We start from the raw sequence: 17,745 nt of genomic DNA, 5'->3' as shown, positions 1-17,745 counted from the left end.
CCGCCGCCGCAACCGGCGAGCAACGTCCCTGCAGCGGCAGCACCACCTAGTCCGAGGAACCCTCGACGCGATACACCTGGGTTGGCCCATCGCGACTGCACTCCAGAGCTGTGGAACCTGCTCAGGTCATCTCCTTCGATCACATCCGTACGACGGGCTGGCTGCCGCCACAGTCCACAGGTTAGAGATTAACTGTCGATCGCACAAATATTTTTTGTTAACAGACTTGCAACAGCGCTTCTCTTGGGCGTCGTGGCGGCACGCCGCGGCAGACACAGCGGCGGTGAGCACCGCTGTGTCTGCCACCGAACCGGACCGGACCTTACCGCTCCAGCGCCGCCCGTGGCCGCTCCGGCGGGATCGCCGCAAGCAGCCGCTGCGTGTACTGCTCGCGCGGGTCGGCGAAGAGGTCCGCGGCGGGCCGGTACTCGACGGCGACGCCCTCGCGCATGACCAGCACGTCGTGGCTCATGTCCTGCACGATCGCCAGGTCGTGGGCGATGAACAGATAGGTCAGGGCCAGTTCCTGCTGGAGGTCGCGCAGCAGCTGAAGGACCTGCGCCTGGATCGAGGCGTCCAGGGATGCGGTGGCCTCGTCGAGGATGAGCAGGTCCGGCTCGAGCGCGAGGGCGCGCGCGATCGAGACCCGCTGGCGCTGGCCGCCGGAGAGCTCGTGCGGGAACCGGGACGCGAACGCCCCGGGCAGGCGCACCAGGTCGAACAGTTCGGCCACCCGCTCGCGGTGCCGGCCGGGCCGCAGCCGGTGCACCCGCAACGGCTCGGCGACGGCGCCGCCGGCGCTGATACGCGGGTCGAGCGAGGAGAACGGATCCTGGAAGACCATGGCGAGGCGCCGCCGTCGGTCCCGCGGCACCTTGCCGAGCAGCACCTGCCCGTCCAGCCAGGCGTCCCCGTTCGCCCGCACCAGCCCGGTGAGGGCGTTCGCGATCGTGGACTTGCCGGAGCCTGACTCCCCCACCAGCCCGAGCGTGGTGCCGCGCCGGACCTGGAACGAGACGTCCTGCACGGCGTGCACGTGGGTGCGGCCCGTGGGCGTGGAGACGGGGAACCGCACGTCCAGGTTCGCCACGTCCAGCAGCACCGCCCCGGAGTCGTCCACCGGCGGCGGGGGCGAGCCGCCCAGCCGCGGCCGGGCCGCGAGCAGCACCTGCGTGTACGGGTGCGCCGGCGCGTCCACGAGGTCCACGATCGGCCGGTGCTCGACCACCCGGCCCTCCTGCAGCACGAGGCAGGAGTCGGCCACCTGCCCGATCACACCGAGGTCGTGACTGATCCAGACCACGGCGGTACCGCGCTGTTCCTGCAGGTCCCGGACCAGGCTGATGATCTGTGCCTGCGTGGTCACATCCAGGGCCGTGGTCGGCTCGTCGGCGATCAGCAGGGCGGGGTCGCACGCGAGGGCGATCGCGATCATGACGCGCTGGCGCTGCCCGCCGGAGAGCTGGTGCGGGTAGGCGTCGAGCCGGTTCTCAGGACTGGGGATCCCGACGGCGGTGAGCAGGTCGAGCGCGCGGACGCGGGCCGCGCGGCGGGTCATGTTGCGATGGGCCTCGAGGGACTCGGTGATCTGCCGCTCGAGGGTGAGCAGCGGGTTCAGCGAGGTGGACGGGTCCTGGAACACGAACCCGATCGCATCCCCGTGCACCCGGCGCAGCGCCTTCGGGGTCTGCCCGATGAGTTGGGAGTCGCCGAGCCGCTCGTCGTGCAGGAACGAGGAGCCGCTGACCCGGGCACCGGGGGCATCGAGCAGCCCGGTGGCGGCGAGCACGGTCATGGACTTGCCGGAGCCGGACTCCCCCACGATCCCGAGGGTCTGCTCCGGCTCCAGCGCGAAGGACACACCGCGGACGATGTCGGTGCGGCCGATGGACACGTGCAGGTCGGCGACCTCGAGGACGTTCATCGGTGCCGGGCCTCCATCCGGGTGCGCTGCTTGGGGTCGAGGACGTCCCGGAGGCCGTCGCCGAGCAGATTGAACGCGAGCACGGTCACGAAGATCGCCAGGCCCGGGAACACGCTCATCCACCACGCCTGGGTGACGAACCCCTGGGCGGCGAACAGCATGCCGCCCCAGGACGGCTGCGGCGGCTGGATGCCCAGGCCGAGGAAGGACAACGCCGCCTCGGACAGGATCGCGAACGCCAGCGACAGCGACGTCTGCACGATCAGCGGCCCGGTGATGTTCGGCAGCACGTGCCGGCGCAAGATGCGCGACCACGGGGTGCCCATGGTCTGGGCCACCTGCACGTACGGCTCGGTGCGCACCGAGAGCGTCGAGGCCCGGGCCACCCGGGCGAAGATCGGCGTGTAGACGATCCCGATGGCCAGCATCGTGGTCGCGATGCCGGGCTGCAGGATGGCCACGATGGCGAGCGCGAGGAGCAGCACCGGGAACGCGAACATGACGTCCACCACGCGCATCGAGACGGTGTCGAGCCAGCCGCCGACGTAGCCGGAGATGATCCCGACCGGCACGCCGATGCAGAACGCGAAGGTCACGGAGACGACGGCGACCTGCAGCGAGGTGCCGGCGGCGAGCATCACCCGGGACAGGATGTCGCGGCCGAGGTCGTCGGTGCCGAACGGGTGCGCCCAGCTCGGCGACTGCAGCGCACCGGCGACGTCCACCTCGTTCACCCCGTACGGCGCGAGCCACGGGGCGAACAGCGCGACGAACGCCACGACCGCGAGCACCACCGCCGCCGCGACGGTGACCGGGTTGGCCGCGAGCAGCCGCCACGAGGCGACTCGGCGCTCGGGCGCGGAGCCGTCCAGCCCGGCCGGCCCGGCACGGCCGGGTCCACCCAGACGGTCCACCCCACCAATGGGTCCCACCCCACCCGACCCAGGCTCCGCCGTCGGGCGTTGCTCGTTGCTCATGAGAGCCGGATCCGCGGATCGACGATCGCGGACAGCACGTCCACGATCAGGTTCACGAACAGGAACAGAACCGCGATCAGCAGCACCGCGCCCTGGATGAGGGCGTAGTCGCGGGCGGCCACGGCGTCGTAGACGAGCCGGCCGAGCCCGGGCCAGGCGAAGACGACCTCCACCACGATCACGCCGGACAGGATCGTGGCGAGCTGGATCCCGACGATGGTCAGCACCGGCACGAGCGCGTTGCGCACGATGTGGCGCCCGGTGACCACGCTCGGCGCGAGCCCCTTCGAGCGCGCGGTCCGCACGAAGCCGGCATGCGCCACCTCGAGCACGGCGGCGCGGATGTAGCGGGTCAGGATCGCGGCGGCCACGAGCCCGACGGTGAGGGCGGGCAGGATCACCCGCCGGGCCCACCCGGCCGGGTCCTCGGCAAGCGGGGCGTACCCGCTGGAGGGCAGCCAGCCGAGCACCCCGGCGAACAGGGTGATCAGCAACAGTCCCATCCAGAAGTCGGGGATGGACACGCCGAACTGGGACGTGACCCGCACGATGCCGTCGGCCAGGCGGCCCTCCCGCAGGCCCGCCCAGATCCCGGCGGGCACGGAGATCAGCAGCGCGATCAGCAGCCCGACCACGGCGAGTGAGATCGTCGCGGGCAGCCGCTCGAGCAGGAGCAAAGTGACCGGCTGCCCGCTGCGGAAGCTCACTCCGAGGTCCCCGGTGAGCGCGCCGGTGACGTAGGAGAAGAACTGTTCGGACAGGGGCCGGTCGAGCCCGCTGGCGGCCCGGAGCGCGTCGTAGGCCTCCTGGTTGAACCGGGTGCCCAGCGCGAGCCGGATCGGGTCACCGGGCACCAGTTGCACGATCGCGAACGTCAGCACGAGCACCCCGAACAGGACGACCGCCGAATACAGCAGCCGCCCGCCCAGGAAGACCACGAGCGCCCGGGGCGAGCCCGACCTCACGACGCTGCGAGCTCCACGGAACGGAACCGGATGGCCCGGTCCGGCAGCACCTCGTAGCCGGTCAGGTCCGGGCTCCACGCCTGGGTCACCGAAGGGTTGTAGAGATAGATGTAGCTGGCTTCGTCGGCGATGATCGTCGCGGCGCGGGCGTACAGGTCGGCGCGGGCGGCCTGGTCGGTCTCCACCCGGCCCGCATCGAGGAGCTCGTCCACCTCGGTGTTGGCGTAGCCCTGCGCGTTCGAGGCGCCGGCGGAGTGGTGCTGGGCGTAGTAGAAGTCGTCCGGGTCGATGTTGCCGAGCCAGCCCATCATGAGCATGTCGAAGTTGCCGGTGTTCTGTTCGTCGAGCCAGGTGGAGAAGTCCGGCTGCCGGATCGAGACCTCGATGCCGAGCGGATCCAGGTTCGCGGCGATGATCTGCGCGGCCGTGACCGTCTCCGGGTAGTCGGTGGTGACGAGCAGGTCGAGGGTGCCGCCGCTGTAGCCGACCTCGTCGAGGAGTTCCTGGGCCCGGTCGAGGTCCGTGGCGTAGGTGTCGTACTCGGTGTACCAGATGCTCTGCTCGGGGATCGCGAGCTGGTTCGCGGTGGCGGTGCCGTAGCTGACGGCCTGGATGATCGCGTCCCGGTCGATCGCATAGGCGATCGCCTGCCGGGCCCGCGGGTCGTTCCACGGCTCGTTGGCCTCGTTCAGGGCGAGGTACCAGTAGTCGCTCGACGGCGCGACGCCGAGTTCGACCGCGTCGTCACCCTCGAGCTCTTCGACCTGCTGCGGCGGCACCACGTCGGTCCAGGCGATCTCCCCCGAGCGCAGCGCGGCCAGGGCCGTGGACGGCTCCGAGATGAACTGGAACTCCACGCCGCCGATGGACGGGGCGCCGCCCCAGTAGTCGGGGTTCGCGGTGAGGCTGATGTGGTCACCGGAGACATACTCGGTCATCGAGAACGGCCCGGTGCCGATCGGCGCGGTGGTGATCTCCCCGGACTCCACGTTCTCCTGGCTCACGATGGCCATGCCCTTGAAGCCGCCGAGGTTGGACAACAGGTTCGGGGTGGGCTGGGAGAGGCTGATCTCGACCGTGTACTCGTCCGGCGCCTGGATGGCGCTGATGGCCGCGAACTTCCACGCGTTGGAGAGTTCCTCGTCGATGATGCGGTTGTAGCTGTAGAGCACGTCCTCGCTGGTGAACTCGGACCCGTCGTGGAACGTCACCCCCTCGCGGAGGTGGAAGGTCCAGGTGAGCTGGTCGTCACTGGTCTCCCACGTCTGCGCGAGGGCGGGTTGCATCTCGAGGTTCGCGTCGGTCTCCACGAGGGTGTCGTAGACGTTCTCGAGGACCTGGAAGGAGAAGTAGGAGGAGGTCTTGTTCGGGTCGAGCTGATCGGGCTCACCGCCGATCGCGACGCTCAGGATCTCGCCGGCGGACTGCCCGGGGCCGGTACCGGAGTCGTCGTCCAGGTCGACGGGTTCGCCGGCCGAGCATGCGGCCAACAGCGCGAGGCTTGCCAGGCCTGCGATCAGGGATGCGGCGCGGCGCATGAGGACTCCTTCGATCACTCTAATGATGATTTGATCAGTATGTGCGAGACTTCGGAATGAGGCAAGACGCCGGCACAACCGTCACCAAACGAAACACACGGGAAACCATGACCTACACGGTGATCGCGCTCGACCGCGACCGCACCGCCATCGGCGTCGCCACTGCGAGCCGGTCCCTCGCCGTCGGCGCGACCGTGCCGGCGCTCGATCCAGCGGTCGGCGCGGCCGCCAGCCAGGCGTGGACGAACCCGCGCCTGCGTGCCCTGCTGCTGGACGCCGTGCGGACCGGACGCTCCCCCGAGCAGGCGATCGCCGCCGTCGGCGACTGGGACGACGAGCCGGAGCTGCGGCAGGCCGCGGTGCTCGCGCTGGACGGGCGTGGGGCCGCGCACACGGGGCGGGCCACCACCGCGTGGCGTGGGCACCTGCTGCACGACGGCGTCGTCGCCCTGGGAAATGTGCTCACCGGTGCCGAGGTGCTCGAGGCGATGCTCGCCTCGTTCAGCCACCCCGCCGAGCCCGACGGCGTCCACTCGCTCGCGCAGGCGATGTTGCGTTCGCTCGTGGCCGGGCAGGACGCGGGCGGCGACGCTCGTGGCCGGCAGAGCGCGGCCCTGATCGCCGCCGAGGTCGGGGCCGACGCGCCGACCTACGACCTGCGCGTCGACGACGACACCGACCCGCTCGCGCGCCTCGCGGACCTGGTGCGGCTGCGGGCGGTGGTCACCGCTCCGACGCCGTGACCGCCCCGATCACGACCGTGGGCGTGTCCGCGACGTTCGCCCACCAGTGCGGCTTCTCGCAGCCGTAGGTGGCCGAGTCGCCCGGCTCGAGGGTCTCGCGTCGGTCCCCGTGCGCGAGCAGCAGACGTCCGCTCTCCACCGTGATGGACTCGGTGGCCAGGTGCCGGAACGGCTGCGCCTCGTTCGAGAATCCGACCGGCAGGGTGGAGCGGATCACCTGGAGGCGCGTCTCGCCGCGCGGGGTGAGCAGTTCGCGGACAACCCGCTGGGGCTCCGCGCCGTCGGGCACCGGGAGCAGGTGCCGCTCGTCCGCCCGCACCACGCCGACGTCCTCCAGCGCCGGTTCCAGCAGGTCCGCCACGCCCACGCCGAGCACCGCCGCGAGCTGGCGCAGCGTATGCAGCGACGGGTTCCCGCGCCCCCGCTCCAGCGTGCTGACCAGGCCAAGGCTCACGTCCGCGCGGTCCGCGAACTGCTGCACGGACAGCCCGAGCCGCTTGCGTCCGGCCCGCACGGCCTGCCCGATCGCGTTGACGGCGAGCTCGTCGTCGCTGAGAGTCATGGGTCGTATCCTGCCGTGCCGGCGCCCACCATGACGACCGCGGGACGGTTCTCGGCGGCAGGCTCCTGCGGCTCCCCCACCGCTCACTGCCCGTTCCCCGGGCCGGCGCGGCACAATCGGAGGTGCGGACCGTCCCCGGAGTCGGTGCCGCACCCTTCGGACAAGGACGGAGACCACATGACCGACGTCGTCGTGGGTGTGCTCGCCCTCGTGATCGGCCTGCTGTTGTGCTTCCGCGGAAGCGGAGCGATGCGGGTCCTGCTCGCCCTCTGGGGCGCCTTCATCGGATTCGGACTCGGCGCAGTGCTGGTCGCCGCGCTCGCCGATCAGGGATACCTGGCCACTGCCGCGGGCTGGATCGCCGCGATCGTCCTGGCGGTGGTGTTCGCGGCGCTCGCCTACTTCTTCTTCGCCGTCGCCATCGTGCTCGCGTTCGCCTCGATGGGGTTCGTGCTCGGCCAGACGATCGCCTCGGCGCTCGGTGTCTCGCAGCCGTGGCTGCTCGTCGTCGTCGGGCTCGTCGGCGGCATCGTGCTGGGACTGCTCGCGATAGCGACGAACCTGCCCGAGTTGGTGCTCATCGTGGTCAGCGCTCTCGCCGGCGCCGGCGTGGCCGTCGCCGGGCTGCTGCTGCTGATCAACGGCCTTGATCTCAACACCCTGGCCGATACCGAGCTTCGCATCGGCGACCAGCCGCTGTGGTACCTCGGCCAGCTCGTGCTTGCCGTGGTCGGCATCGTCGTCCAGCTCCGGTACGCCCGGCGACGCCGGCTCGGCTCGGTGCGCCAGTCCTGGGCGGCCGCCGGCGCGGTGTAAGGGCCATGTAAGCGGGGTGAAACCCAGCGCCCTCAGGGTGGTCGCGACCGAACACCCGATCAATGAGGAGCAACACCCGATGACCATGGCCAATCTTCGTCAGCGCAGCCTCCGCATGCTCGCGGTCCTGGCGCTCGCGCTGACCGCCGTCGCCGGAGTCTCCGGCGCCGCCCAGGCTTCCGAGCCCGACCCGCCCGGCGGCGAGGACCCCGGCTGCCCGTCCGGCGCGGTGTGCGTGTACCCCGGCACCGACTGGAACGGCGGCAACCCCACGTACGTCTTCTACTCCTACGGTGCGCACAAGATCTACAACCAGTACGGCGTGCACCGCGTCTACAACAACCAGACCGGCGGCGCCGGGGCCAGCATGTGCTCGGCCACCAACGGGACGTTGTGCGGGTCCGAGTTGTACGCCGGCAGCTACCGCGACGTCTACCTCACCCCGATCAACTCGATCCGTCTCTTCGAGTAGGCAGACCCGTCGGAGGCAAGCTCCGGTGCTCGAGGCAAGGCATCTGCCTGCCCGACGCCGGAGCTTGCCTTCCGTCTGCGCCTCACCTCTCCCGGCGCTGCGTCAGCGCCGCGACGTCGGCCCTGTGGACCTTCGCAGGACCAGCTCCGGTGCGGGTTCGGTGATGGCCACGTCGCGGACGGGGCTCCGCCCCTCGATCGTGTCGATCAGCAGGTCCGCGGCGGTCGCCCCGAGCACCTGGAGCGGCAGCCGGACGGCGGTCAGCGCGACGGACAGATGCTGCAGGAACCACGAGTCGTGGATCGTGATCACCGAGACTTGCCCGGGCACCGCGAGCCCGGCGTCCCGGAAGGCGCTGAGCACCCCGGACGCCGCGACGGCGTTCGCCACCACCAACCCGGTCGGAAGGGTGGGCCGACGAAGAAGCTCGTGGACCGCCGTCGTCCCCGCGCCTGCAGACCAACCGGCGTGGACCACGTCGACCGCGCCGCCGAGGTCATGGCGGGCGAGCGTGTCCCGATAGCCCGCCTCGCGACGGTCCGAGGTCTGCGAGCCCTCAGGCCCCGCGATGTAGGCGATCTCGCGGTGACCGAGCTCGATGAGGTGCTCGGTGGCCAGCCGCGCCGCTGCGGCGTCGTCGACCCGGACCGTCGGCACCGGCCGGCCGTCCTCGGAGTTCACCAGGACGGCAGGTACCGAACTGGTGATCGCCTCCAGGAGACGGTCCTCCTCGCCGTAGCCGCTGTGCAGGATCACCCCATCGAGGCGGCCCCGTGCCAGGAACGCGCTGAGCTGGCTGTGGTCCCCGGCGAGCTGCTCCGCGTCCGCGAGCAGGGTGACGTAGCCGGCTCGCGCGCAGGCGGCCTGCGCCCCGGCGAGCACATCGACGTTGATCGGGCTGTCCAACCCGTGCATGACCAGCCCGATGGCGCCGGTGCGTGCACCCCGCAGTGACCGGGCGACGCTGTGCGGCACATAACCCATGTCCTTCGCGACGCCCTGGATCCGTTCGCGTGTCTCCTCGCGTACTCGGACCGTGGGATCGGCGTTCAGGACCCGGGAGGCGATCGCCGGGGAGACGCCCGCCTGGGTGGCGACGTCGCGCAACGTCGGGCGGGCACCAGCGGACATGCCGGAACGATATCGAGGCGGTGGAGTTGACACCGGTACATCATGCCATTAAGTTCCTGAGAAATCGATTGTTCAGCCGGTTTCCCTGCACCGTATGCACGGGGAGCAGATCGGCGACACGGCCATCCTGCGCTGCTGTCGCACGCCCACCCAGGCGGGGCTTCGCCCTGCCCGAACGCCTTGAACGGAAGATAGACATGAGACCCACACTGCGCGAGAACGCGGTCACCTACGACGTCGCTGTGATCGGCGGCGGCCCCGGCGGACTCCCGGCGGCGATCGCCGCGGCTCGGTCCGGCGCCCGCACGGTGCTGGTCGAGCGGACGTCCGCGCTCGGCGGCGCGGCCGCCTCCGGGCTCGGCGTCCTCGGGTACCTCGACCGGTCCGGGAACAAGGCGCTGGGCGGCATCGCGCAGGAACTGATCGACCGCCTGGTCGCGATCGATGGCTCGCCGGGGCACTTCCGCTGCCCGGTGCACAACTCGATCACCCCGGTCTCCCCCGACCTCGTCAAGATCGTCGCGGTGCAGATGTGCCAGGAGGCCGGCGTCGACATCCTCTTCGACCACGAACTGCTCGACGTGGGTGTCGACGACACCGACACCGTGCGGTCCGTGACCGTGTACGGCAAACTCGCCAAGACCCGCATCGATGCGAAGGTGTTCATCGACGGCACCGGCGACGGCGACCTCGCCTACCTCGCCGGGGTCCCGCACCTGCTGGGTCAGGACGGCACGCAGACGATGCAGCCGAGCACCCTGATGTTCACGGTCACCAACTACGACCTGCCGCGGTTCTGGGCCTTCCTCGACGAGAACCCCGAGGAGATGGGCATCAAGGAGGACTACGCCGCGGGCTACGACGTGGACTTCCTGCGCCGGACCCGCGGGCACTGCTACATCGGCCTCACCGAGCACGTCAAGGACGCCCGGGCGGCGGGGAAGTTCAACATCCCCCGCAACCAGTTCATCTACATCAGCACCGCGTCCGAGCGGCTGCTGGCGATCAACACGTCCCGGGTGACCCGGATCGACGCGTCCGACCCGGTCCAGCTGTCGAAGGGCCTGGAGACCGGTTACGCCCAGGTGTGGGAGCTGGTCGAGTTCATGCGGGCCAACATGCCCGGCTTCGAGGACGTGGAGATCGCACAGATCGCACCTGCGCTCGGGGTCCGGGAGACCAGGCACTTCGTCGGGGAGCAGCGGCTCACGATGGACACCCTGTACAGCGAGGCCACCACGGAGCAGGCCATCGCCCTCTCCGCGTACAACATCGACATCCACTCCGGCACCGGCGACGGCATCGAACTGCGCGTGATCGAAGAGCCGTTCGGGATCCCGTTCGGCAGCCTCCTCCCGCAGCAGGTGAACGGCCTGCTGCTCAGCGGCCGGACGATCTCGGTGGACTCCACCGTGTTCGCGGCGGCCCGGGTGATGGGCACCTGCATGGCGATCGGTGAGGCCGCGGGCCTGGCCGCGGCCATGGCCGTTCGCGCCGGCACCACCCCGAAGGACGTCGACGTCGCCGAACTGCGGCAGGAACTCGCCGCCCGCGGCGCCATCCTGCCCGGCACCGTCCGGCCGGCGGCCATCGCCGTCACCACCCACTGAATCAACCGATGAATGCACGCTGCCCGGGGCACGAGGCCCTGGGCAGCTCGAGAGAGGAGACGACGATGTCGACACGAAGAAGTCACACCAAGCGCCGCATGCTCACCATCACCGCCGCGGCCCTGACCCTTGGCATGGTCGCGGCCTGCGGGAACGGCGGCGGGGACACCCCGGACGAGATCACCATGTGGACGTTCCTCGACCCGGAGGGGTCGAGCGGACGCGAGCAGGTGCTCGCGAGCCTGATCGAGTCCTACGAGGAGGAGTCCGGCGTCCACGTGAACGTCGAGGTGCAGCAATGGGACACGATGACCCAGCAGTTCCTCGCCGCTGACGTCTCGGGTTCCGCACCGGACGTGATGTGGGTGGCACTGGACCAGGTGTCCAACGCCGTCGAGCAGGGCGCGCTGGCGGACCTCAACTCGCTCGCCTTCGGGGACCTGCCCGAGGACCAGCTGGCGGACCTGCGCGACGTCTACTGGGAAACCATGGAGGCCGATGACGGTTCCATCTACGGGGTGGTGCACTCCCGTAACCACTTCGGGATCATGTACCGGACGGACCTGCTCGCCGAGGCCGGCGTGGACCCGGCGCAGATCCGCACCTGGGACGACCTGACCGCGGCCGCGCAACAGCTGACGGCGCCGGACGAGAACCGGTGGGGCCTGGGTCAGGCGTTCGGCACGTCGTTCGCGGACCCGCAGATCCTGTCCGCACGCCTGGTCGAGACCCAGGGGTCGATGTTCGGCGACGACGGCGTGCCCATGTGGGGCACGGACGAGGCGGTCGAGGCCATCGAGTTCCAGGCCGCGTTCGTGACCGAGTCCCAGGTCACGCCCCCGGACGCGGTCCGGCTCACCGCCGAGGACCTCTACGAACTCTTCTCGGCCGGTCAGGTGGCGATGATCAACGCCGCCAGCGTCCGTGTACCCGCGATGCAGGAACAGGTCGGCACCGAGAACGTCGGCTTCATGCACTACCCGTCGGAGGACGGCGAGGGCTACGCACCGGGCAACCTCGCCGGCTGGTCCGTGGGCGTGTGGAGCGGCAGCGAGGTGACCGAACAGGCCGCCGACTTCGTGGCCTACATGTCCAGCCCGGAGGCGGACGAGCAGTGGATGGTCGACGCCCAGCAGCCCCCGCTGTACGCCTCGACCGCCGAGAACAACGCCGATTTCCTGGCGCAGCCGGAGAACGCGTTCCTGTCCGTCGTCCTCGAGGGTTCCCAGGACTACGGCTGGCTGCCACCGACGGACGTGCCGACCGCCGGCTGGCGGGAGACGCTCAACGAAGCGGTCCAGCAGGTCCTCCTCAACGAGGCCACGCCGGCCGAGGCGATGGAGGCCGCGCAGCAGGAGTTCGGTGCCGGCGCCAATGGCTGAGTCCCAGCTCTCGCCCGTTCGAAAGGGCGCGATGAAGCGGGACCGGCGTGACCTGGTGGGCCTCGCCTACGTCGCCCCGGTCATGCTGGTCCTGCTCGTCGTCCTGATCCTGCCGGCGATCTTCGCCGTCTACTACAGCCTGTTGGAACTGCAGTCCGTGCGGCCGATCGGGTTCGCCGGTCTGGACAACTACCGGCGGGTTTTCAGCGATCCACAGATGGTGGAGGTCGTGCTGCGGACCCTCGGCTTCGCCGTGGTCACCGTGGCCCTCACTCTGACCGTTGCGCTCGCCGTGGCGGTCTTCCTGGATCGGCTGACCACGGGGCGGGCCACCTTCGTGCAGATCCTCGTGATCCTGCCGTGGGTCATCTCGACCATCGTCGGTGCGCTGCTGTTCCGCTGGTTCTTCGTCACCGACATCAGCCCGGGCGTCTACTTCCTGAGTCTGGTCGGGATCCACGTCAAACCCCTGACCGACCCGACCCTGGCGATGATGACCCTGATCCTGGTGGCGATGTGGCGCACCCTCGGGTTCGCAGTGCTGCTGCTGCTCGCCGGGATCAAGGCCGTCCCGGCGGAGTTCTACGAGGCCGCCAAGATCGACGGCGCCACCTCCCGCCAGCAGTTCCGGCTGATCACGCTGCCGATGATCAAGACCCCGCTGACCATCACCACGGTGGTCCTCACGATGAGCAACCTGAACAACGTCGAGGCACCGCTGGTGACCACCGGCGGCGGACCCGGGGACGCCACCCAGATCCTGCCGCTGACGATCTACCAGCAGGCGTTCACCCACTTCGACTTCTCCGGCGGGGCGGCCCTCGCGGCCGTCGCCCTGCTATTGAACGTCGGCCTGGTGTTCGCCTACCTCCGGCTCGCGAAGTGGAGCGTGTGATGGGAGATACCTCTAGTCACCGCATCGGCGGTCGTCGCCACGTGGTGCGCATCGTGATCGTGCTGGCGGCCGCCGTGGTCGCCCTGATCAACATCGCCCCGGTGCTGTGGGGCGTCGCCACGTCCGTACGGCCGGCGGCGGAGATCTTCGCGTTCCCGCCGTCGTTCCTCCCGGGCGACCTCACCGGTGAGCACTACGCGCAGGTGCTCAGTGGCTCGTTCACCCGGAACCTGGCGAACAGCCTGATCTACTCGACGGTGGCGACGGTGGCGGCGGTCCTGCTGGGCGCGATCGCGGCGTACGCGTTTGACAGGTTCCGGTTCCCGATGCGGCGCCCGCTGTTCGGGGTCATCGTCGCGTGCATCCCGCTGTCCATGGGTGCCGCGGTGCTGGTGATCCCGAACTACCTGTACTTCGCCGCACTCGGCCTGCTCGACACGCCCGTGATCCTCCCGCTGCTGTACCTCGGCTACAACCTGCCGATGGCGGTCTGGATCCTCAAGGGCGCCATGGAGGGCATCCCGACCGAGCTCGACGAGGCCGCCAAGATCGACGGGGCGTCCCGCCTGCGGACGTTCCGCTCGGTGATCCTCCCGCTGTGCAAGCCGAGTCTGGCCGCGGCGAGCATGTTCGTCTTCATCGGCGCCTGGAACGAGTTCGTCGCCGGATCGGTCATGGTGAACACCTCCGCCTACCGGCCGGTGCAGGTGGCGGTGTACCAGTTCATCAGCGCCTTCGGGCGGCAGTGGGGACCGCTGACGGCGAGCGCCGTCCTGGCGCTCGTGCCGATCCTGTTGCTCGTGGTGTTCTTCGGCCGCTACCTGGTTGCCGGCCTGATGCGCGGCGCCGTGAAGGGGTAGGCGCTCGCGCACTTTCGGGGCAAGCTCCGGTGCTCGCGGCAGGCGAAGACCCTGCCCGACGCCGGAGCCTTGCCGTTCGCAGGTCACTCTCGTTCGCTGCGCACGTCGGCGGGTCGCCTGGGCGCGCGCCGGACCACTCCAGCGTGGCGCGGGCCGGGACCGGTGTGGGAGGCTGCCGCGATGGCTGCCGACCTCGCCCAGAGTGACCAGTTCCGTGGTGCCCGCATCCACCTGTCCGACCTGACCGGCCTCGAGATCCGCGACTGCGCGGTCAGCGGTCTGAAGATCGTCGACTGCTCCGGGAGCGACGTCTACCTGGGCGGCGAATTCGAGCGTGTCGTCGTGAACGACGTCGACGTGACTGCCTACGTCGACGCCGAGCTCGACCGGCAGCACCCCAAGCGCGTGCTGGCGCGTGATGCCGTGTCCCCGGACGACTACCGGGCTGCTTGGCATGCCATCGAGGCGCAGTGGGCGGCGACGCTCGACCGCGCCAGGCTGCTGCCCGAGGCTGCGCTGCACGAGCAGGTGGGCGGCGAGTGGTCCTTCGTCGAGACCCAACGGCACCTGCTGTTCGCCGCCGATGCCTGGCTGGGCAGTGCCGTGCTAGAGGAGGAGGCGCCGTTTCACCCGTTGGGCTTTCCTGCCGGCGGCACACCGCCGGACGCGACGGCGAAACTCGGACTCACCCTCGAAGCCGCCCCGACGTTCGACGACGTGCTCGCGCCGCGGCTCGCCCGCATGGCCACGATGCGCAATGTCGTAGACGGGCTCACCGAGGCCGAGCTCGATCGGGTCTGCGCTCGCAAGCCGGCTGAGCCCTATCCCGACCGGGAGTACGTCGTACGCCGCTGCCTCAGGGTGGTGCTGAAGGAAGAGGCGGAGCATCACCGCTATGCGGTACGCGACCTCGCGGTGCTCGAGGCCGGCGAGCCCTCCCGGGAGGGCTGATGCCCCGCGCGAGCCTGACTGCCGGCACGATCGACTACGAGGACACCGGCGGGGACGGCCCCACCCTCGTGCTGCTACACGGCGTGAACATGGACGCGAGCCTGTGGCACGGCGTGGTGGAGCACCTCGCCCCGCGGTACCGGTGCATCAGCCCGACGCTGCCGCTGGGCAGCCACCGCCGCCCGATGGACCGTCCCGAGCTCGTGACCCATCGGGGCGTCGCCGCGTTGGTCGGTGAACTGCTCGAGGAGCTCGACCTCCGCGATGTGACGCTGGTCCTCAACGACTGGGGCGGTGCCCAGTTCCTCCTCGTGGGTGATGACTCGTCGCGGATCGGGTCCGCGGTGCTGGTGGCGTGCGAGGCCTTCGACAACTTCCCACCGGGGCAGCCCGGCAAGGCCATCGCGACCTCCGCGCGGGTACCGGCGCTGCTCTGGCTGGTCATGCAGCTGCAGCGGTTCACCTGGTTCCGGCGCGCCCCGGGCGGGTGGGGCTGGATGAGCAAGCGACCCGTCGACAACGCACTGATGGACCGATGGTTCGAGCCCTCGCGCAGCGACCGGCTCGTGCGCCGGGACCTGCGGACGTTCGCGCTGTCCACGCCGGCCCCGGAAGAACTGCGCGAGCTGACCGACGGACTTCGCCGCTTCGACCGCCCGGCCCTGGTGGTTTGGGCGACCGAGGACCGGATGATGCCCCGCCAGCATGGGCCTGCGCTGGCGGACCTGTTCCCGCAGGGCCGGCTGATCGAAGTGGCCGACTCCTACACTCTCGTGCCCCTGGACCAGCCGGCACGGTTGGCGGCGATCCTCGATGACTTCGTCGCCGAGGTGGCCCCGCCAGAGCGTGGCGACACCGCTCGGGAGGAGCCACGGTGACGTGGACACCGCGTCCTCACGTCATGAAACCCCCGCCGAGGTCCCGGGCGCTGATACCCAGCGCTGTCGCTCCGACTCGCTGAGGCCCCCTCAGCCGGCACTTGGGTCTGTGACGGTGGTCCGGAACGGGCCACGGCCGGAGTGGATGGACCACAGCCGGTCGGCGAGCGCGTCGGGGGCGAAGAGCGGGTCGCCACCACCGATGGCACCGGGAATGATCAACTGCCCGACGTGGATGCCCTGCGGTGCCAGCGCCTCGTGGAGCATCGTCCCGTAGGCGGACTCGGCGGCGAACGCGGTGGAGGTACCCGCGACGTTGCCGTTCGGGTTTGCGGCGCTGGAGCCGTTGACGAGCAGGATCGTGCCCCGGCCCAGCTCGGCCATGCCGGGCAGCACCTGGCTGACCGCCGCCGCCGGCGCGAGGATCGAGAACTCGGTTGCGGCAGCGAGGTCCTCGACGGTCGTCTCCAGCACGGGCCGGAGGAACTCCCGGCTGGGTACCGGACTGTACTGCAACACCTCGATCGTCCCCAGCTCCGCCGCCGCCGACTCAAGTGCGCTCGTCAGCGCACCCCGGTCCCGGACGTCGGCGGCGTAACCGCCGGCCTCGATCCCGTCCACGGCCAGGGCGCGGGCCATCTCGTCGACCTTGTCCTTGGTGCGGGAGATGAGGGCGACCGCGAACCCCTCGCGTCCGAACCGGTGAGCGGCGGCGAAGCCCAGGCCGGGGCCGGCGCCGATGATCGCGATCGATGTCATGGTCTTCCTTGTCTCGTCCGCGTGATCACGAGGTGCTGAGTGCGTCCCGTGCGCGCGGACCGGTCGGGTCCGTCATCGACACTATGCGCCCTGAACGCACGCAGCATCGTCGTGACGCGGCGCTGCCACGGGTAGACCACCTGGTTGCCGTGCCGACCAGCGCCGCGAATCTAGGGACGGTGGCGGCCCCTCGCCGGTAAAATCCGCTGATCGTCGGGCACCGTCGCCCGCGAGCCCGTGGAGGTTGCCATGCTCTCCATCGTCCTGGAGACCGCGATCGGACTCGCGTTGATCTTCTACTTGATGGCCCTGTTGTGCAGCGCCCTCACCGAGGCGATCGCGAACGCGATGAGAAAGAGGGCCAAGTATCTGCTGCGCGGACTGCGCGAACTGCTCGACGACCCCGGAGACACGGGGACCGGGCCGAGCATCGTCGCGCCGGTGGCCCCGATCGTGGCCGAGCAGGCGCTCTACAGCCAGGCACTGGCGGCCAACGCAACGACCGTCCCGCCCACCTCTGCGGCCGCCGACGGCCCGCCCAATCCGTGGACAACGGCGGTCATGGGTCACGCCCTCATCAGGCCGTTCAAGGAAGCCCGCTCCACACGGCAGAAGACCCGAAACCCCAGCTACCTTCCTGCGCGGGCGTTCGCCTCAGTCCTGGTGGACCTGATCGTGCCCGACACGGACGGCGAGACGACCCTCACCGCGATCCGCGCGCACGTGGCCGAACTGGACGACTCCACCCCGTTCAAGGGAGCCCTGACCAGCATCCTCAAGCAGACCGAGGGAGACGTGAAAAGCTTCGTCTCCGCGCTCGAGGATTGGTACGACGACCAGATGGACCGCATCAGCGGCTCATACAAGCGCTGGTCCAAGCGCTGGCTGGTCGTCATCGCCGTTGTCCTGGTCAGCGCCGCCGGGATCGACACGATCTCGATTGGGCGATCCCTCTACGAGGATGCACCGCTGCGCGCTGCGGTCGTGGCGGCCGCCGCCAACGAGACCCTCTGCGAACAGGACGGATCGTTCGACGAGACCCGCGAGTGTGTGAGGTCCACGCTCACGGAATTGGGTTCCAGCAACGGGCTCCCTCTCGGTTGGTCCGACGACAGCAGGCCCACGACGTTCGCCGGCTGGCTCCTCAAGGCGCTCGGCCTGGCGATCACGGCCGCTGCAGCCGCCCTCGGGGCACCGTTCTGGTACGACGCTCTCAACCGGCTGGGGTCGCTGCGCAACACCGGGCCGAAGCCGAAACCGGCGGACGACTGACGACGCACGA

Annotated in this window: 17 protein-coding genes; 10 read left to right on the top strand and 7 right to left on the bottom strand. The window is 70.0% G+C overall.

The genetic code is table 11. The annotated features are described in order from the left end of the window. Window positions 1-322 precede the first annotated feature (322 nt). Genes KCQ71_RS05230 through KCQ71_RS05215 form a run of 4 tightly spaced genes read right to left on the bottom strand, consistent with a single transcriptional unit; the run spans window position 323 to window position 5,404 of the window. The gene (locus tag KCQ71_RS05230; RefSeq protein WP_223403581.1) at window positions 323-1,924 is read right to left on the bottom strand and encodes a dipeptide ABC transporter ATP-binding protein; all 1,602 of its coding nucleotides are present in this window, start codon (window positions 1,922-1,924) and stop codon (window positions 323-325) included. After that, entirely contained in the window at window positions 1,921-2,901 is a 981-nt protein-coding gene (locus tag KCQ71_RS05225) for an ABC transporter permease (RefSeq protein ID WP_223403579.1), read from the bottom strand. Before KCQ71_RS05225 ends, KCQ71_RS05230 begins: the two co-directional genes overlap by 4 nt. Further along, on the bottom strand, window positions 2,898-3,866 hold the full coding sequence (locus KCQ71_RS05220) for an ABC transporter permease (protein WP_223403577.1): 969 nt from the start codon (window positions 3,864-3,866) through the stop codon (window positions 2,898-2,900). The genes KCQ71_RS05225 and KCQ71_RS05220 overlap by 4 nt, the downstream gene beginning before the upstream one ends. Further along, window positions 3,863-5,404, bottom strand: a complete 1,542-nt coding sequence (locus tag KCQ71_RS05215; protein ID WP_223403575.1) for an ABC transporter substrate-binding protein — start codon at window positions 5,402-5,404, stop codon at window positions 3,863-3,865. Before KCQ71_RS05215 ends, KCQ71_RS05220 begins: the two co-directional genes overlap by 4 nt. A gap of 107 nt (window positions 5,405-5,511) precedes the next feature. On the opposite strand from KCQ71_RS05215, the gene KCQ71_RS05210 reads away from it, so the two are divergent. Then, the gene (locus KCQ71_RS05210; protein ID WP_223403573.1) at window positions 5,512-6,147 is read left to right on the top strand and encodes a DUF1028 domain-containing protein; all 636 of its coding nucleotides are present in this window, start codon (window positions 5,512-5,514) and stop codon (window positions 6,145-6,147) included. Here KCQ71_RS05210 and KCQ71_RS05205 read toward each other — a convergent pair. After that, window positions 6,128-6,709, bottom strand: a complete 582-nt coding sequence (locus KCQ71_RS05205) for a helix-turn-helix domain-containing protein (RefSeq protein ID WP_223403571.1) — start codon at window positions 6,707-6,709, stop codon at window positions 6,128-6,130. The two genes, KCQ71_RS05210 and KCQ71_RS05205, sit on opposite strands and share 20 nt — an antisense overlap. A gap of 177 nt (window positions 6,710-6,886) precedes the next feature. Between KCQ71_RS05205 and KCQ71_RS05200 the strand changes: the two genes are divergently transcribed. Both KCQ71_RS05200 and KCQ71_RS05195 read left to right on the top strand, forming a co-directional pair. Further along, window positions 6,887-7,525 (top strand): TM7S3/TM198-like domain-containing protein, encoded by a 639-nt coding sequence (locus tag KCQ71_RS05200; RefSeq protein ID WP_223403569.1) that lies wholly within the window; start codon window positions 6,887-6,889, stop codon window positions 7,523-7,525. 79 nt (window positions 7,526-7,604) lie between these two features. Beyond that, complete coding sequence (locus KCQ71_RS05195) at window positions 7,605-7,997, top strand: hypothetical protein (protein ID WP_223403567.1); 393 nt, start codon at window positions 7,605-7,607, stop codon at window positions 7,995-7,997. A gap of 102 nt (window positions 7,998-8,099) precedes the next feature. Here KCQ71_RS05195 and KCQ71_RS05190 read toward each other — a convergent pair whose 3' ends face one another. Further along, window positions 8,100-9,128, bottom strand: coding sequence for a LacI family DNA-binding transcriptional regulator (locus tag KCQ71_RS05190; RefSeq protein WP_223403566.1), 1,029 nt, complete (start codon window positions 9,126-9,128; stop codon window positions 8,100-8,102). 197 nt (window positions 9,129-9,325) lie between these two features. Here KCQ71_RS05190 and KCQ71_RS05185 point away from each other — a divergent pair, with 197 nt between their 5' ends. The 6 genes from KCQ71_RS05185 (at window position 9,326) to KCQ71_RS05160 (ending at window position 15,704) form a co-directional block, all read left to right on the top strand. Continuing rightward, window positions 9,326-10,738 carry an FAD-dependent oxidoreductase gene (locus tag KCQ71_RS05185; protein ID WP_223403564.1) on the top strand — a complete coding sequence of 471 codons (1,413 nt, stop codon included), beginning with the start codon at window positions 9,326-9,328 and terminating at the stop codon, window positions 10,736-10,738. Between the two features lie 65 nt (window positions 10,739-10,803). Continuing rightward, window positions 10,804-12,120 (top strand): ABC transporter substrate-binding protein, encoded by a 1,317-nt coding sequence (locus KCQ71_RS05180; protein ID WP_223403562.1) that lies wholly within the window; start codon window positions 10,804-10,806, stop codon window positions 12,118-12,120. Further along, window positions 12,113-13,015 (top strand): carbohydrate ABC transporter permease, encoded by a 903-nt coding sequence (locus tag KCQ71_RS05175; protein WP_223403560.1) that lies wholly within the window; start codon window positions 12,113-12,115, stop codon window positions 13,013-13,015. Before KCQ71_RS05180 ends, KCQ71_RS05175 begins: the two co-directional genes overlap by 8 nt. Next, window positions 13,015-13,875: a carbohydrate ABC transporter permease gene (locus KCQ71_RS05170; RefSeq protein WP_223403558.1), complete on the top strand. Its 861-nt coding sequence runs from the start codon at window positions 13,015-13,017 to the stop codon at window positions 13,873-13,875. The genes KCQ71_RS05175 and KCQ71_RS05170 overlap by 1 nt, the downstream gene beginning before the upstream one ends. A 180-nt stretch (window positions 13,876-14,055) precedes the next feature. After that, window positions 14,056-14,826: a DinB family protein gene (locus KCQ71_RS05165; protein WP_223403556.1), complete on the top strand. Its 771-nt coding sequence runs from the start codon at window positions 14,056-14,058 to the stop codon at window positions 14,824-14,826. Further along, a complete protein-coding gene (locus KCQ71_RS05160) occupies window positions 14,826-15,704 on the top strand; it encodes an alpha/beta fold hydrolase (RefSeq protein WP_223403554.1) in 879 nt (292 codons plus the stop codon). Before KCQ71_RS05165 ends, KCQ71_RS05160 begins: the two co-directional genes overlap by 1 nt. A gap of 90 nt (window positions 15,705-15,794) precedes the next feature. On the opposite strand, the gene KCQ71_RS05155 is transcribed toward KCQ71_RS05160, so the two are convergent. Beyond that, window positions 15,795-16,463 carry an SDR family NAD(P)-dependent oxidoreductase gene (locus tag KCQ71_RS05155; RefSeq protein WP_223403552.1) on the bottom strand — a complete coding sequence of 223 codons (669 nt, stop codon included), beginning with the start codon at window positions 16,461-16,463 and terminating at the stop codon, window positions 15,795-15,797. Between the two features lie 249 nt (window positions 16,464-16,712). Between KCQ71_RS05155 and KCQ71_RS05150 the strand changes: the two genes are divergently transcribed. Further along, entirely contained in the window at window positions 16,713-17,735 is a 1,023-nt protein-coding gene (locus KCQ71_RS05150; RefSeq protein ID WP_223403550.1) for a hypothetical protein, read from the top strand. Window positions 17,736-17,745: the final 10 nt, after the last annotated feature.

This window comes from Occultella gossypii (genome assembly GCF_019947135.1).
Classification (GTDB): Bacteria; Actinomycetota; Actinomycetes; order Actinomycetales; family Beutenbergiaceae; genus Occultella; species Occultella gossypii.
Note: the sequence above shows the minus strand (reverse complement) of the source record. Positions and strands in the feature narration are given on the sequence as shown.

What these genes read in the sequence shown, in the direction of transcription:
- KCQ71_RS05155 (WP_223403552.1), bottom strand. Translation starts at nt 16,463, where the DNA reads ATGACATCGATCGCGATCATCGGCGCCGGCCCCGGCCTGGGCTTCGCC.
- KCQ71_RS05210 (WP_223403573.1), top strand. Translation starts at nt 5,512, where the DNA reads ATGACCTACACGGTGATCGCGCTCGACCGCGACCGCACCGCCATCGGC.
- KCQ71_RS05205 (WP_223403571.1), bottom strand. Translation starts at nt 6,709, where the DNA reads ATGACTCTCAGCGACGACGAGCTCGCCGTCAACGCGATCGGGCAGGCC.
- KCQ71_RS05165 (WP_223403556.1), top strand. Translation starts at nt 14,056, where the DNA reads ATGGCTGCCGACCTCGCCCAGAGTGACCAGTTCCGTGGTGCCCGCATC.
- KCQ71_RS05215 (WP_223403575.1), bottom strand. Translation starts at nt 5,404, where the DNA reads ATGCGCCGCGCCGCATCCCTGATCGCAGGCCTGGCAAGCCTCGCGCTG.
- KCQ71_RS05200 (WP_223403569.1), top strand. Translation starts at nt 6,887, where the DNA reads ATGACCGACGTCGTCGTGGGTGTGCTCGCCCTCGTGATCGGCCTGCTG.
- KCQ71_RS05225 (WP_223403579.1), bottom strand. Translation starts at nt 2,901, where the DNA reads ATGAGCAACGAGCAACGCCCGACGGCGGAGCCTGGGTCGGGTGGGGTG.
- KCQ71_RS05230 (WP_223403581.1), bottom strand. Translation starts at nt 1,924, where the DNA reads ATGAACGTCCTCGAGGTCGCCGACCTGCACGTGTCCATCGGCCGCACC.
- KCQ71_RS05190 (WP_223403566.1), bottom strand. Translation starts at nt 9,128, where the DNA reads ATGTCCGCTGGTGCCCGCCCGACGTTGCGCGACGTCGCCACCCAGGCG.
- KCQ71_RS05185 (WP_223403564.1), top strand. Translation starts at nt 9,326, where the DNA reads ATGAGACCCACACTGCGCGAGAACGCGGTCACCTACGACGTCGCTGTG.
- KCQ71_RS05150 (WP_223403550.1), top strand. Translation starts at nt 16,713, where the DNA reads ATGCTCTCCATCGTCCTGGAGACCGCGATCGGACTCGCGTTGATCTTC.
- KCQ71_RS05160 (WP_223403554.1), top strand. Translation starts at nt 14,826, where the DNA reads ATGCCCCGCGCGAGCCTGACTGCCGGCACGATCGACTACGAGGACACC.
- KCQ71_RS05195 (WP_223403567.1), top strand. Translation starts at nt 7,605, where the DNA reads ATGACCATGGCCAATCTTCGTCAGCGCAGCCTCCGCATGCTCGCGGTC.
- KCQ71_RS05180 (WP_223403562.1), top strand. Translation starts at nt 10,804, where the DNA reads ATGTCGACACGAAGAAGTCACACCAAGCGCCGCATGCTCACCATCACC.
- KCQ71_RS05170 (WP_223403558.1), top strand. Translation starts at nt 13,015, where the DNA reads ATGGGAGATACCTCTAGTCACCGCATCGGCGGTCGTCGCCACGTGGTG.
- KCQ71_RS05175 (WP_223403560.1), top strand. Translation starts at nt 12,113, where the DNA reads ATGGCTGAGTCCCAGCTCTCGCCCGTTCGAAAGGGCGCGATGAAGCGG.